The organism is Pseudomonas duriflava (genome assembly GCF_007830155.1).
Taxonomy (GTDB): domain Bacteria; phylum Pseudomonadota; class Gammaproteobacteria; order Pseudomonadales; family Pseudomonadaceae; genus Chryseomonas; species Chryseomonas duriflava.
This window is the reverse complement of the sequence record NZ_VLKY01000005.1, coordinates 58,344-73,188: the sequence shown is the minus strand read 5'-3', so window position 1 is coordinate 73,188 and position 14,845 is coordinate 58,344. Positions and strand designations below refer to the sequence as shown.

Annotated in this window: 10 protein-coding genes; 8 read left to right on the top strand and 2 right to left on the bottom strand. The window is 55.7% G+C overall.

What is annotated here, in order from left to right; all coding sequences use genetic code 11:
• Positions 1-383 precede the first annotated feature (383 nt).
• The 8 genes from IQ22_RS08500 (at position 384) to IQ22_RS23160 (ending at position 12,544) form a co-directional block, all read left to right on the top strand.
• The gene (locus IQ22_RS08500; protein ID WP_145140735.1) at positions 384-2,327 is read left to right on the top strand and encodes a glycoside hydrolase family 3 protein; all 1,944 of its coding nucleotides are present in this window, start codon (positions 384-386) and stop codon (positions 2,325-2,327) included.
• Between the two features lie 210 nt (positions 2,328-2,537).
• Positions 2,538-3,416: an HDOD domain-containing protein gene (locus IQ22_RS08495; protein ID WP_145140734.1), complete on the top strand. Its 879-nt coding sequence runs from the start codon at positions 2,538-2,540 to the stop codon at positions 3,414-3,416.
• A gap of 29 nt (positions 3,417-3,445) precedes the next feature.
• Positions 3,446-4,258, top strand: a complete 813-nt coding sequence (gene mutM / locus IQ22_RS08490) for a bifunctional DNA-formamidopyrimidine glycosylase/DNA-(apurinic or apyrimidinic site) lyase (RefSeq protein WP_145140733.1) — start codon at positions 3,446-3,448, stop codon at positions 4,256-4,258.
• 119 nt (positions 4,259-4,377) lie between these two features.
• Positions 4,378-6,309: an autotransporter domain-containing SGNH/GDSL hydrolase family protein gene (locus IQ22_RS08485; protein ID WP_244309035.1), complete on the top strand. Its 1,932-nt coding sequence runs from the start codon at positions 4,378-4,380 to the stop codon at positions 6,307-6,309.
• A gap of 185 nt (positions 6,310-6,494) precedes the next feature.
• Entirely contained in the window at positions 6,495-8,933 is a 2,439-nt protein-coding gene (locus IQ22_RS08480) for a glycogen/starch/alpha-glucan phosphorylase (protein WP_145140732.1), read from the top strand.
• Positions 8,934-8,996: 63 nt separating this feature from the next.
• The gene (glgX, locus tag IQ22_RS08475; protein ID WP_145140731.1) at positions 8,997-11,096 is read left to right on the top strand and encodes a glycogen debranching protein GlgX; all 2,100 of its coding nucleotides are present in this window, start codon (positions 8,997-8,999) and stop codon (positions 11,094-11,096) included.
• Between the two features lie 122 nt (positions 11,097-11,218).
• A complete protein-coding gene (locus IQ22_RS08470; protein ID WP_145140730.1) occupies positions 11,219-12,229 on the top strand; it encodes a class 1 fructose-bisphosphatase in 1,011 nt (336 codons plus the stop codon).
• 150 nt (positions 12,230-12,379) lie between these two features.
• Positions 12,380-12,544 carry a hypothetical protein gene (locus IQ22_RS23160; protein WP_158635419.1) on the top strand — a complete coding sequence of 55 codons (165 nt, stop codon included), beginning with the start codon at positions 12,380-12,382 and terminating at the stop codon, positions 12,542-12,544.
• Between the two features lie 184 nt (positions 12,545-12,728).
• Here the strand turns inward: IQ22_RS23160 and IQ22_RS08465 are convergent, their stop codons facing one another.
• Complete coding sequence (locus IQ22_RS08465) at positions 12,729-13,316, bottom strand: O-methyltransferase (RefSeq protein ID WP_145140729.1); 588 nt, start codon at positions 13,314-13,316, stop codon at positions 12,729-12,731.
• Between the two features lie 106 nt (positions 13,317-13,422).
• Positions 13,423-14,475, bottom strand: coding sequence for an acyltransferase family protein (locus IQ22_RS08460; RefSeq protein WP_145140728.1), 1,053 nt, complete (start codon positions 14,473-14,475; stop codon positions 13,423-13,425).
• Between the last annotated feature and the right edge of the window lie 370 nt (positions 14,476-14,845).

The window sequence follows — 14,845 nt, the reverse complement described above, 5'->3', positions numbered from 1 at the left end:
GCGATGAGTGGGCGCAAACGAACGGCCTGAGATTTCTTATTACCGTTAAGCAATGTCATGACGAGCCTGCTGCTCACCGGAAGAGAGATCCCAGGAAAACTATCAAATCCATAAGGTTAGCTAGATATCTCATGCGCTGCGTAACGAGTCGGTGACATTCCTGCGCCACTTTGTTACGTCACTGTACGCGTTACTACATAGAATCGATTATGTTTTGTAAGTAACCCAAGACGTTCCTCAAGAAGCCAGCTGTCGTCTTGCCAGCGTTGTTTCGTTGTCTCTGACCTCTTTACGCCTCATGCCTGCCAATAGACCACCCTGTTTATGGTCTATCGGCTCCGGGCCAAGTGGTCGGTATCCATAAGAAAAAAAGGAAAACAATGATGAAAAAAATGGTCACCCTGGTGGGCCTAGCGGCTCTCTCCGCTAGTGTCTATGCCCAGAATCAACCCAAGCTGGTTACTGAAAGCGGCGTACCGATCATCAAAATCGGTAAGCTGAGCTTTAAGGACATGAACCGCGATGGCCGTGTGAATCGCTACGAGGATTGGCGGCTGCAGCCGGAAGACCGCGCCCGGAACCTGGTCACGCACATGACTCTGGAGGAAAAGGCCGGTGTCATGATGCACGGTACGTTGGCGACAATTACAGATGCCGAGACGGGAAACGCGGCCTATGACGTCGATGCTATTCGGGATCTCATTGAAACCAAAAAGCTGAACACCTTTATTACGCGACTGGATGCCGAGCCAGAGGCGTTTGCCAACGCCAATAATGCCTTGCAGAAGATGGCTGAAGAAACCCGTTTGGGCATACCGCTGAGCATCAGCACCGACCCGCGGAACTCCTTTTTGTACACAGAAGGGGCCACCGTTCAGTCCGATTATTTCTCCAAGTGGCCAGAGGCGCTTGGCCTGGGGGCGATTGGCGACTCCAAGGTCGTAAAAAACTTCGCGGATATCGTGCGCCAGGAGTACCGGGCTGTCGGGATCAACACGGCCCTTTCGCCCCAGGCGGATCTATACAGCGAGCCCCGCTGGGCACGAGGAAGCGGTACGTTCGGCCAGGATGAAAACCTGGCCAAAACACTCGTTAATGCCTATGTGCTGGGTATGCAGAACGGCAAGAATCTTAATGACGGTAGTGTCGTAACCGTTGTAAAGCATTGGGTCGGTTATGGTGAAGCTGAAGATGGCTGGGATAGCCACAATGCCTATGGCAAATATGCCGATTTCTTTGGAAAGGATATCCGTCCGCACATTACTCCTTTTATCGGTGCGTTCGATGCCAACGTTGCTTCGGTCATGCCCACCTATTCGATCCTCAAGGATGCGTACTACCGGGGGCGTCTAATCGAAGAGCAGGTGGGAGCCGGTTTTAGCCGTTTCCTGTTGCAGGATCTATTGCGGAAGGAATACGGATTCAAGGGAGTCATCCTTAGCGATTGGGCGATTACCAACGACTGCAATGACATCTGCCAAAACGGCAGCACGGATGGGTCTATTGCGATCGGTATGCCCTGGGGCGTTGAATCATTGTCCAAGGTAGACCGTACTGCCAAAGCCGTTACGGCCGGAGTGGATCAGATCGGGGGTAGTGAGGAAAGCGAGCTGCTTGTTGAGGCGGTAAAAACCGGCAAGCTATCCGAGCGACGCTTGAATGAGTCCGTCTACCGGATCTTGCTTCAGAAATTCCAGGTGGGGCTGTTCGAAAACCCCTATGTTGAGGCGTCCGAGGCACCTTCCATCGTAGGCGATGCCTCTCATCAGCGCGCTGCTGACGCTGCGCAGAAAGACTCGCTGGTACTCCTGAAAAACGCCAATCTTCTACCGTTGGGCAAGAGCAAAAAAGTGTATCTCTACCATGTTGATGCCGCGGCGGCACGTGCAGCCGGGTTGACGGTGGTCGACAGCCTTGACGAAGCGGACGTGGCGATCATCCGAGCTACGGCGCCGTATGAGCTGCTCCATCCAGGGTACTTCTTTGGGGCCAGGCAGCATGAAGGCTCGCTGGATTATCCGGACGACAACGAAGATTTGATGATGGTCAATGAGGCCAGCGCCAAAGGTGTTCCTTCCATTGTCACCGTGTATCTGGATCGCCCTGCCATCTTGACCAAAATGCAAGACAAGGTCGGTGCGTTGATTGGTAACTTTGGGGTTTCGGATACCGTCTTGCTGGATACGTTGATCAAGTCCCGTAAGTACACCGGCAAACTGCCGGTCGATCTACCGGCGTCGATGGAGCAGGTCGAGAACCGGGAGAACGCGGCGTATCAAGGTAATCGGACGCCGTTGTACCCGGTAGGGTATGGCCTGGTGAAATGAGACTGTTGTCCGCTCGGGCTCAGGCAAAGGCCTGAGGCTCGGCACAGAAGCAGGGCCCGGCTGCCAGCAGTCGGGCCCTGGCCGGTAGGCTGACAACCAGGGATGCATCTACCCAGTCGGGCGTGTTAAAAAAGGCAAAGCTGTTCAATCCGTATGGTAACGCGACAACTCTTTCGCTAGGCTTGAGGGATTGTTCGCAGGGAATCCGTCATGCAACCCATTCTTTCGGATGAACTGATTCGTCAGGCGCTCCAGGGCATTACCGTCCCGCCGCAGCCGCAAATCATGGTTGACCTGTATCTCGAGCAGCTTACGGCTCATCCAGACCCTACAGCCATTGCGCGTCTGATCAGCCAGGACCCAGGACTCTCCGGTGCGCTGCTTAAGCTGGTGAACTCGCCTTTCTTCGGCCTGGCCAACCGCATCACCTCCATTCGCCGCGCTGTCAATCTGCTGGGCACCCGAGCGGTTATCAATCTGATCAACGCCCAGTCGATTAAAGGAGAGCTGGACGATGAGACGATCGTTAGTCTCAACCGCTTCTGGGATACAGCCCAGAATGTAGCCGATGCCTGCCTGCACCTGGCCAAGCGCATTGGCTACCAGCCGGTAGACGAAGCCTATGCCCTGGGGTTGTTTCATAATTGCGGCATTCCGCTGATGCTCAAGCGTTTTCCATCCTACATGAACGTGCTTGAAGAGGCCTATGGTCGGGTTGGGGCTGAGGTACGGATCGTGGATGTGGAGAACCGTCACTTCAGTACTAACCATGCGGTAGTGGGGTATTTCATCGCTCGAGCCTGGCGTCTGCCTACCCCTGTAGCCGATGCCATTGCCAGCCATCACACCGCCCAGACGGTGTTTAGCGCCGACTTTACCGGTGATTCTGCGATGAAAAACCTGCTTGCCATTCTTAAGATGGCAGAGCACATCTGCGGTTGTTATCGCGCATTGGGCAATCAAGGGCAGGATTCGGAATGGAACAGCATCAGTACCGCCGTTCTGGACTATATAGGCCTGTCGGATCATGACTTTGCTCTGCTCAAGGAAAACATCCTTGAAATGGGCATTGAACGCATCAATTACTGAACCGTCACTGGTTGATTGCGAACGCCCGAATGCCTGAGCTACCTGAAGTTGAAACCACCCGCCGTGGGATTGAGCCGCATCTTGTGGGCCAGCGGGTTGTCCGCGTTGTCGTTCGCGATGCCCGGCTGCGTTGGCCAATCCCCGAAGATCTGGACGTGCGCCTGTCCGGGCAGCGGATTGAAGCCGTCGAGCGACGTGCCAAGTATCTGCTGATCCGTGCGGAAGTCGGTACGCTGATTGGCCACCTGGGTATGTCCGGCAGTTTGCGGATGGTGCCGATCGGCACACCGCCGCTCAAGCACGAGCATGTGGATATCGAGCTGGAGTCAGGGCTGGCGCTGCGCTATACCGACCCTCGCCGGTTTGGTGCCCTGCTGTGGTCCCACGCACCGCTTGAGCATGTTCTCTTGAAATCGCTAGGCCCGGAACCATTAACTGACGCCTTTGATGGGCGTCGTCTGTATGAACTCTCCCGCGGGCGGTCAATGGCGGTCAAGCCGTTCATCATGGATAACGCCGTCGTGGTGGGAGTAGGCAACATTTACGCTACTGAAGCCTTGTTTGCCGCCGGTATCGACCCTCGGCGAGCGGCGGGCAGTATCTCGCGGGCGCGCTATGACCGTCTGGCTCAAGAGATCAAGCGCATCCTGGCACTGGCCATCGAGTCGGGAGGAACCACCCTGCGAGACTTTGTCGGGGGAGACGGTAAGCCGGGCTATTTCAAGCAGGAACTGTTCGTTTATGGGCGGGGTGGGGAGTTCTGCAAGACCTGCGGCTCAGGGCTTAAGGAAATCCGGCTCGGCCAGCGGGCCAGTGTCTACTGCGGAAAGTGCCAGCGCTGAGTTGCCACTGGCGTAATGTGTCGCAACGGATACTTTTTGGCGGCGATGGGTGAGGCTCTGGTCTAGGCTTTGGACGATTTGTATCGAATCGTCCAAAGCCTAGACCGCAGGGATATGCCATGTCCGTCCGCTCCGCGTGTGTACCCATGTTCGCCATGCTGGCCTTTTCTATCAGCGCTCAAGCCGCGCCTTCCGCTTATTCGAACCTTGTGGTGTTCGGCGACAGCCTGAGCGATGCCGGTCAGTTCCCTGACGTAGGCGGTCCGCTTGGTGCGTCTCTACGCTTCACCAATCGGGTTGGCCCTACCTATCAGCCAGGCAACGGCGAAGTGATCGGCCCTACTAGCGTCATGCTATTGGGCAGCCGGCTAGGATTTTCCGCCCAAACTCTTGGACCTTCGACCTCGCCGACCAATGCTGTGCTAGGACTCCCCGATGGCAATAACTGGGCGGTTGGAGGATACCGAACCGACCAAATTTACGACTCGATCACTGCTGAAAACGGCTCGGTAGTATCAGTAAGTGGCATTACGCTTCGACAGCGCGACGGGTATCTGGTCGAACTGGCCGAGCAAGGGGCACGTATCGATCCAGATACCTTGTTCTACTTATCTGGCGGCGGTAATGACTTTCTCCAGGGCTTGATTACCAGCCCGGCTACGGCTGCCGCATCGGCCGATCAACTGGCTGCCAGCGTCAGCGCCTTGCAACAGGCCGGCGGACAGTATTTTATGGTCTGGTTACTGCCGGACCTGGGATTAACGCCCGATATTAATGGTACTGCCCAGCAAAGCGGCGCCAGTCTGCTTAGTAATGTGTTCAACACGGAACTGGTGGCGCGTCTTTCAATGATCGAGGCCAATATTATTCCCCTAAACGTGCCGCTGTTACTGAACGAAGTGCTGGCTGATCCAGCTACCTATGGACTGGCGGCTGATCAAGACCTGACAGGGACGTGCTTCGACGATTGCGACAACCCCAGCACAACCTATGGCCTGAACGGCACCACACCGGACCCGACCCGGCTGCTCTACAACGACAGCGTTCATCCAACCAGCACCGGCCAACGGTTGATTGCGGACTATGCCTATTCGCTCCTTGCTGCACCCTGGGAGCTAACGTTATTGCCTGAAATGGCCTATGGCTCGCTGACAGGGCACCAGAGACAATTGCAGGCAGAGTGGGCAAGTGATCGCTATCGGTGGCAAGCCATCGGCCAGTGGCGGGGGTTCATTTCGCCAGGTGGCTTTCGACAGGATCTCGACAGTCAATCGGCCAGCACTGACGGGAATAACGACGGCTATAGCCTGGATCTGGGCGGAAGCTATCGAGTAAACAAATCCTGGCGCCTGGGCATAGCCGCCGGGCTCTACAGGCAGACGCTTGAGACGGGAGCCAGTGATTCTGAGTATGACCTGCGCAGTTACTTCGCTACAGCCTTCGCACAGTATCAGCAGGGTCGCTGGTGGGCTGACCTAAGCCTGTCGGGAGGTTATCTCGATTACAACGATCTTCAACGGACTTTTAGCCTAGGCCCGGCCGAACGCAGTGAAAAAGGTGACACTAGAGGTCAGCTCTGGGCGGCTGGCGGCCGCTTGGGCTTTGACCTTGCCACACCACAAGGCGCCTGGCATTTGTCTCCTTATATCAGTGCCGATTACGCCCGAATCGAAGTGGATGGCTATCTCGAACAGAGTCAGCGCTCGACAGCACTGGCGGTGGACGATCAGACGCGCCGCTCCAGACGTCTCGGCGCTGGCGTGGAGGGGCAGGCTGTGCTCGGTGCAGCAACGCAACTCTTCCTAGACGTGGCGCGGGAAAAGGAGTTTGAAGACAACGCGGCCGATCTAGCGCTGTCACAGCGCGCCGTACCGACGCTGCGCTACACGTTGGCCGGCTATCGCCCGTCGGACCGGCTGGACCGGGTTTCCCTTGGCGTACGGCAGCAACTGAGCGAAGACCTGTCCCTACGTGCCAACTATTCCTATAGCAAAGCCCGAGAAGGCGACTCACAGCAGGCCGTGGGCCTGAGTCTGGCATGGCAGTGGTAAGCGCGTGTCGAGTCGGAGGGCCATGGGGTTCTAAATAAAAATCTGTTTCTGTTTGGATCTTATTGACGTTTGCACCTACAAAGAAAGTAATACGGTTATAACGGGCCGGTAGAGACGTCTCGTACAGACATTTCCACTCATGCTCACCGGTCACCCCCATCGTTTGATGTCGAGGTTGTTACTAGATGACGAGAGCCCGTTTTATCTCGCCCAATGAAGTGGCTGCGCTGCGTGCCAATATCCTGTCCAAACTGACTTACCAGGTTGGCAAAGACCCTGAAAGCGCACTCGATCATGATTGGTTTATGGCCACCGCCCTGGCGACACGCGATTACATCGTGGATCGCTGGATGAGCCGGACTCGCGAAGCGTATCGGACTGGGCAGAAGCGGGTGTACTACCTTTCTTTGGAGTTTCTGATCGGCCGGTTACTGATCGATAGTCTCTCCAACCTCGGCATTCTCGAAGAGGCGCGCCGCGCTCTGGCGGACTTGGGAGTAGACCTCGAACGCATTCGTGGTCTTGAACCGGATGCTGCGTTGGGCAATGGTGGTTTAGGGCGGTTGGCGGCCTGCTTTATGGAAAGTATGGCGACGTTGGGCATCGCTTCCTACGGCTATGGTATTCGCTATGAGCATGGTCTGTTCCGGCAGGTTATTGCCGATGGCTTCCAGCAGGAACAGCCCGAGAACTGGCTGGACTTTGGCAACCCCTGGGAATTCGAGCGGGCCGAGGTCGTCTACGAAATCGGCTTTGGCGGGCACGTGACGCCCTATGAGGGCAGCCAGCTCCGTCAGGTCTGGATACCTAGTGAAAAAGTGCGAGCCGTAGCCTACGACACGCCAATCATGGGGTGGGGAGGTGAAGGAGCCAATACGCTGCGTCTGTGGCGTTCGCGTCCCCTTGAAAACATCAAGCTCGATACGTTCAATGCCGGGGATCACATTGGGGCCGTGGCCGATCAGGCCCGTGCCGAAAGCATTTCCCGTGTTCTTTATCCGGCCGACAGCACCGAGGCTGGGCAGGAATTGCGCCTGCGCCAGGAGTATTTCTTTGTAGCTGCATCGCTGGCCGATCTTACGCGCCGCCATCTCAAGCAGCATGGCGACATCATGAGTTTGCCGGAACACAACGCTATCCAGCTCAACGATACACACCCCGCTATCGCCGTGGCCGAGCTGATGCGCCTGCTGGTAGACGTGCACGGCGTGCCTTGGAATGCTGCATGGGACACAACGGTAGCAACCTTGTCGTACACGAACCATACCTTGCTGCCCGAGGCCCTGGAAACGTGGTCGGTCTACCTGATGGAGCGCCTGCTTCCACGTCACATGCAGATCATTTACATGATCAATGCCCAGTTCCTGGACTCACTGCGCGCACGGGGCGAGACCGATGGCTCCATGCTGTCCTATGTGTCTCTTATCGATGAGAGCCATGGCCGCCGGGTACGCATGGGTAATCTGGCCTTTATCGGGTCACATAAGATCAATGGCGTTTCCGGCCTGCATACCGAGCTGATGCGCAAGACGGTCTTCCGTTCCATGCACCGGCTCTTCCCGGACCGAATCAACAATAAAACTAACGGCATTACGTTCCGCCGTTGGCTATACCAGGCCAATCCGGCGTTGACTGATCTTTTGGTCGATGTCTTGGGCGATGAGGTACAAGACGATCCTGAAAATGTATTGCCCCGGCTAAAGCCTTACGCGAACGATGCCAATTTCCGTGAGCGTTTCGCCCAGCAGCGCCGTCGCAATAAGGATCAGTTCGCTGATCTGGTAAGAAAAAACATGGACATTACGCTTGATCCTGGGGCCATCTTTGACGTTCAGATCAAGCGGATCCACGAGTACAAGCGTCAGCTGATGAACCTCTTGCAGACCATCGCGCTGTACCAGGCCATCAAGAACAACCCCAACGGTAATTGGACGCCGCGGGTGAAAATCTTTGCGGGCAAGGCGGCAGCCAGCTATCACCAGGCCAAACTCATTATCAAACTGGCCAACGACGTAGCCAAGGTCGTGAATAACGATCCGTCCATTCGGGATCTGCTCAAGGTGGTATTCCTGCCGAACTATAACGTCAGCCTGGCCGAAGTCATCATTCCGGCAGCAGACCTGTCCGAGCAGATCTCCACGGCCGGGCTTGAGGCGTCCGGTACCAGCAACATGAAGTTTGGCCTCAATGGCGCCTTGACCATCGGGACGATGGACGGTGCTAATGTTGAAATGAGCGAGCGGGTTGGTGAAGAAAACATGTTTATCTTCGGTTTGCGAGCAGATGAAGTGGAAGAGCGCCAACGCACGGGTGGTAATTCCTCCGAGATCATCAATAACTCGCCGCGGCTTTCAGCCGTGATGGCGGATATCCGTAGCGGCCATTTTTCACCTGATGATCCCTCTCGCTACAACGGCTTGCTTGATGTACTGACCTGGCATGACCGCTTTCAGGTCTGTGCCGACTTTGACGATTACTGGCTCGCCCAGTCACGGGTCGAAGAGCGCTGGAACCAACCGGATCGCTGGTGGAGTTCTGCGGTTCTTAACACAGCAGGTATGGGCTGGTTCTCTTCAGACCGGACCATTCGTGAATACGCCACGGATATCTGGCAGGCCCTTTGAGGTCCGATGAACCGGTACGCGCAGCAAGGCGTGCCGGTCATTCCGCTTTTAGGGAGGTAGGCAGTGCCTCGTCACGCGCTTTATTTGGAACCCGGTAACCCCCTCGAACTCGGCGCTACGCTGACGGATGATGGTATCAACTTTGCCGTCTGGTCGCCCGAGGCTGAGCGACTCGAACTTTGTCTGTTCGATGCTAAAGGCAACCAGGAAACAGCCCGGCTGGTCTTTCACGAGCAACGTGGCGGTGTCTGGCATGGGCATCTGCCAGGCGGGCGGGCTGGGTTGCGGTATGGGTTGCGTGCCTATGGTGAGTACAAACCTGCTGAAGGGTTGTTGTTCAACGCACACAAGCTGCTGGTCGACCCGTATGCCAAGGCACTGGATCGTCCGTTCACCTTGCACCCCAGCGTATTTGGCTTTGATCCCGATCACCCCGGTCGGCCGGATCATCGTGACAGTGCCGCCCATGTCCCTAAAACCATCGTACTACCAGCCCTTGCTCCCTTCTCGGGTGAAGGGCCGCGTTACTCTGGTGGACAAACCATTATCTACGAGCTGCATGTTCGCGGTTTGACCATGCTGCATCCCAAGGTGCCCAAGACGTTACGCGGCCAGTTGGCGGCGCTGCGCCAGCCTGCGGTGATCAGCTACCTGCAAACGCTTGGGGTCACTACGCTGGAGCTACTGCCGATTGCCGCCTGGGCGGATGATCGTCATCTGCCTGCGCTTGGGCTGGCTAATTATTGGGGCTATAACCCTGTCACTATGATGGCTGTCGACCCCCGTCTGGCGGGACGTGATGCTTTGATGGAGCTGCGCGAAACAGTTGCTGCGCTGCACGCGGCTGGGTTCGAAGTTATTCTTGATGTTGTCTTCAACCATACGGGTGAAGGCGACGAGCTTGGTCCAACCCTGTGCATGCGGGGGCTGGATAACCGTGGTTATTACCGGCTGCATCCGGATGATCCCGCCGTGTATATCAATGATTCCGGCTGCGGAAACTGCCTGGCCTTGCAGCGTGAGCCGGCCTTGCGGCTAACCATGGACGCCTTGCGCCATTGGGTACAAGCGGCTGGCGTAGACGGCTTTCGATTCGATCTGGCTCCGGCCCTGGGGCGGCTGGAGACCGGATTTAGTGTGGAGGCTCCGCTGATGCAGGCCATTCAGCAGGACCCTGTTCTACGTCAGGTCAAACTGATTGCCGAACCGTGGGATATCGGCCCTGGTGGGTATCAGGTCGGCCAGTTCCGTTCTCCGTGGAGCGAATGGAACGATAGCTTTCGTGATGATGTACGCAAATTCTGGCGCGGCGATGCAGGAATGCGCGGTGCCCTGGCGACACGTTTGGCAGGCAGCGCTGACCTGTTCGATCACCATGGGCGCGATATTGATGCCAGCATCAACTTCATCACGGCCCACGATGGTTTTACGCTGGCAGACCTGGTCACCTATGCCCACAAGCATAACGAGGCCAACGGCGAGGAGAACCGTGACGGTACGCAGGATAATTACAGCTGGAACAATGGTGTAGAAGGCCCGACGGACGATCCACACATTATTGAGCAACGTGCGGCGGACCAGCGCGCCTTGCTTGCCACGCTTCTATTGGCCGGCGGTACACCCATGCTGACAGCTGGAGATGAGTTCGGGCGTACCCAGCATGGCAACAACAATGCCTATGTACAGGATACCCCTATGTCCTGGATGGACTGGCAGTTGGCAGCAAGTCCTGCCGGACAGCGGCGATGGGCCTTCACCCAGCGGCTTATCGCCTTGCGCCGACGTTACAAGGCTTTGCAGGCTGAACATTTCATCGGCCGGCAGGCCTCTCGCGAATGGGTTGATGTCCGATGGCTGGACCCGGAAGGTGAGCCGTTACACGAGGACGGGTGGAAACAGCCCGACCCAGCGCCCCTGGCATTTCTACTGGCACCCATGAATGGTTCGGGCGATCTGGTCGGTGAGCGGCTCTGGCTTTGTTTCCAGCCTCTGCATCATCCACAGACCTGCCGGTTACCTGCGGCGCGTGATGGCCATCACTGGTTGTTGCTTCTTGATAGTGCACGGTCTGAACTGGAACTCGATCACGCAGTCTATTCCAGCGCCGAAAGCCTCGCGCTCGGCCGCGGTGTTAGCATAGCCGTGGAATTGCTGCGTCCATAACGGCCTGCAGGTACTCGTCCGGTGAATCCTTCACCGTGGGCGAAGGCATGCTGGCCGTTTGGCTTGAGACGGAGCTTGAGCATCCGCGCTACACTGCGCGAACATTTCTACCGGAGCCTTCCATGTCCCGTGTATCCCTGAGCCGCTATCTGATCGAACAGACCCGTAGTCACAAGACCCCAGCCGACCTGCGCTTCCTTATCGAAGTAGTGGCTCGGGCATGCAAGCGCATCAGCTATGAAGTGTCCAAAGGCGCGTTGGGCGGTGTGCTCGGCAGCATGGGCACTGAAAACGTCCAGGGCGAAGTGCAGAAGAAATTGGACGTCCTGTCCAACGAGATTCTGCTTGAGGCCAACGAGTGGGGCGGCACACTGGCCGGCATGGCATCCGAGGAAATGGACAAGGTCCATCAGATCCCGGGTGAGTACCCTAAGGGGGCTTACCTGCTCATGTTCGACCCGCTGGACGGCTCGTCCAACATCGATGTGAACGTTTCTGTCGGTACTATCTTCTCGGTCCTACGCAAGGACCATGGTGGCGCGACCTTTGGTGATACCACCGAAGAGGCCTTCATGCAGAAGGGCACTGAGCAGGTAGCGGCTGGTTACGCTATCTACGGCCCGCAAACTATGTTCGTTCTAACACTGGGCGATGGCGTTAAAGGGTTTACCCTGGATCGTGAATTGGGCAGCTTTGTTTTGACCCATGAAAACATTACGATTCCACCCTCTACGGCTGAGTTTGCTATCAACATGTCCAACCAGCGTCATTGGGAGCCGCCAGTACAGCGTTACGTGAGCGAGCTGCTGGCTGGTAAGGAAGGCCCGTTGGGCAAGAATTACAACATGCGCTGGATCGCCTCCATGGTGGCCGATGTGCACCGTATCCTGACCCGCGGCGGTATCTTCATGTATCCGCGTGACGCTCGTGAACCGGATAAGCCCGGCAAGCTGCGCCTGATGTACGAGGCCAACCCCATGGCTATGCTGGTCGAACAGGCTGGCGGCGCGGCTACCAACGGTTATCAGCGTATCCTGGACGTGCAGCCGGAAGGCTTGCACCAGCGTGTTGCTGTCTTCCTGGGATCAAAGGAAGAAGTGGAACGTGTTACCACTTATCATCTCGATAAGTGATCTTTAGCTGCCGGCGGCCTGTAACGGCCGCCGGCAGCTCGCTTTAAAGCTTTTCTGTTCAGCCTGCATTAAGGCCTGATTCAGACACGGTTAAGCCCTGGTTTTCTACTGTGTACTCGCCTGTTTCCCACAGACCGCGAGGACATCGTCATGAGCCTTTTTCGCAAGATTGCAGCTTTTGCTGTGATCAATACAGTTAGTTACTCCGCTTTGGCTACTGAAGGCGATGCGCTTTTCGACCCTTCGAGCGAGGCGTTGAAAAGCCGAATGGCCAGCGTCCATATCAAGCATAAAAAAGCTTGGAATGGCGGGTGATATACCCCGGCTCGCTGAAGAGCAAGGATGGGCAGCAGCAGGGGCAGCTGTGCGAGGTGGGGGTTATTCCATGAGTTCACTGCGACTCAATGGCGCTGAAACTCCTCTAGATACCTTTTCCCAGGCGAGGCAGATGACTTGAATCGCCTGGGCCTTGATTGGGGACTCCGCCGATCACATTGGCTCATGGGCGGCGAGTCGCCAGAAACTCGCCTTTGCCCACCGGAACAAGGCAGGTCGTGAAATCTTCATCCGCTTCGACCAGTGCCCTGAAAGGCGCCATTTGCTCAGCATGAGATTGGGCGTTATCGACGATCAGAAGTCCGCCGGGGCGCAGTATGCGCTTGAGCTCAGGCCACCAGCCTGCATAGGCGCGACGTTCGGAATCGAGAAAAATGAGGTCCAGTCCAGCTGTTTTTTCGGTACGTAAGTGCTCACCGGCATCACCGGCGTGTTGAACGATACGGTGCTTTAGTCCGGATCGCTCGAAGTTCTGGCGTGCCAGTTCCAGCTTATAGTCCGACAGTTCGATGGTATCTACCATTCCGTCTGTAACGTCTGCTGCCCTCGCCAGCCACAAGGTGGAGTAACCGTTGGATGTACCAATCTCCAGTATCCTACGGGCACTCGTAGCCTGTACCAGAACGCTCAGAAACTCCCCAGTGTCCCGGGTAATGTTCAGCATACGCTGGGTTCGTACGCTGGTGCTCTGATCGTTAGAGATACTGAAGTGCTCAAGTTCGATCAAAAGATTCTCGACTGCATCAGTCATAAATTCACTCTTTCGTAGGCTACTCGTCAGCGCAGAATAGCGTGAAACGCAAAATTGCAGCCATGAAAAAGCCCGCGGGATGCGCGGGCTTCTGAAAGATATAGTCTTAGGAGGCGACTGAATGTGTCGTCTCTCTGGGGACGCTCTTGTGTTGGCGTTTCAGGCCATTCAACGTGGGCGCCTGGAACAGGAAATTCATGTTCCATCTTGTCAGGAGCTTGGCTGCGATAATGGGTGCCATCACGCCAATCAGGCAGGCGCCAAAGATGTGTATATAAACGTTGTCGATATGCAGGAACTTGCTCAGGATCACGCGAATGCCGCTCCCGGCCAGGATATGCATCAGATAGATAGGCATCGACAGCGTACCAATAGTGACAAACCACTGGATCGGATGGCGGGCCAGAATCATCGACAGGCTAACAAGGAAGAGGATTGCCGAGATGGCAATCAGTAGGGTCATCAGCCCACGTTCCATGTAGAAGTGGTGAGACACGATATGGAACTGGTACTGCAAGCCTGCGGTAATCAGGAGTGTTACAACAGCAACCCGAGCGGGTTGAGCCTCGATCGCGGCCGCGATGTTTACGAACCAAACGCCAAAGGCAAAGTAGACAAAGTTCTGGATGGTCAGGTCGAGCAACAGTTGCCTGGGCGCATATTCCTGAAATACGTAGATCAAGGCAGACGTCAGCAACACAGGCGTAAACACTTTCTTGGATTTGCTACCGTACAAAAGGATGGAAAGGGCAAAAGTCAGGAACAGGATATACAGGAACCAGAACTGCTGACGTGGTTGCCACAGCAGTGAAAATACCTCGCCCAGCGTAGCCGAACCGTTGGTATAGCGCGCCAGAATAACTTCCGTTACGCCCTGAATAATGGACCACACTATATAGGGGTATACGATGGTATCGACCTTGTTGAAAAGGACGCCTTTACGGTCACGGCTCAATAACGACTTGTAGAAAAACAGTCCTGACAGAAAAAAGAATAAAGGCATATGAAACGCATAGATCATGCTGTCGATTAGCATATGCGTCTTAATGTTGACTGTTATTACACCAGCGTTAATAAGGCCACGAATAACGTGCCCATACACTACGAGAAGTATGCCAATGGCTTTGGCATAGTCTACCCACAGATTTCTACTGTTCATTGAACTGTCCTTGATTCAAATAAGCACTGTTGTAAAAGCGTCTTGATGAGTTTTGGATGGAATCAACAACTGGGTAACTCCAACGTCACGGAGCCGTCGCGCTTTCCTTGATAAACGGTTTCGTGGCTATAACAAGGGTACAGTGTTCATGAAAGTGAAACGTGAAACCTGTTGTAAAAGCATTAAAAAGATTGCCCAGAGCGAGGAATTTCGGCGATACCGCTAAGCGGCTACCTGACCTGCTGGGCCTTGCTTTTTTCAAGGCTGCCCGTACTGCCTCCATGACCTATTTAACATCCCTGTATGCCATGTACGCCAGATAAGCCGCGATTTGACTACCTAGCGTCATGTCGATGCCTATGACAATGGC

Excerpts from the sequence above, each read along its gene's own strand:
- IQ22_RS08500 (WP_145140735.1), top strand. The coding sequence starts at position 384 with ATGAAAAAAATGGTCACCCTGGTGGGCCTAGCGGCTCTCTCCGCTAGT.
- IQ22_RS08495 (WP_145140734.1), top strand. The coding sequence starts at position 2,538 with ATGCAACCCATTCTTTCGGATGAACTGATTCGTCAGGCGCTCCAGGGC.
- mutM (WP_145140733.1), top strand. The coding sequence starts at position 3,446 with ATGCCTGAGCTACCTGAAGTTGAAACCACCCGCCGTGGGATTGAGCCG.
- IQ22_RS08485 (WP_244309035.1), top strand. The coding sequence starts at position 4,378 with ATGTCCGTCCGCTCCGCGTGTGTACCCATGTTCGCCATGCTGGCCTTT.
- IQ22_RS08480 (WP_145140732.1), top strand. The coding sequence starts at position 6,495 with ATGACGAGAGCCCGTTTTATCTCGCCCAATGAAGTGGCTGCGCTGCGT.
- IQ22_RS08470 (WP_145140730.1), top strand. The coding sequence starts at position 11,219 with ATGTCCCGTGTATCCCTGAGCCGCTATCTGATCGAACAGACCCGTAGT.
- IQ22_RS23160 (WP_158635419.1), top strand. The coding sequence starts at position 12,380 with ATGAGCCTTTTTCGCAAGATTGCAGCTTTTGCTGTGATCAATACAGTT.
- IQ22_RS08465 (WP_145140729.1), bottom strand. The coding sequence starts at position 13,316 with ATGACTGATGCAGTCGAGAATCTTTTGATCGAACTTGAGCACTTCAGT.
- IQ22_RS08460 (WP_145140728.1), bottom strand. The coding sequence starts at position 14,475 with ATGAACAGTAGAAATCTGTGGGTAGACTATGCCAAAGCCATTGGCATA.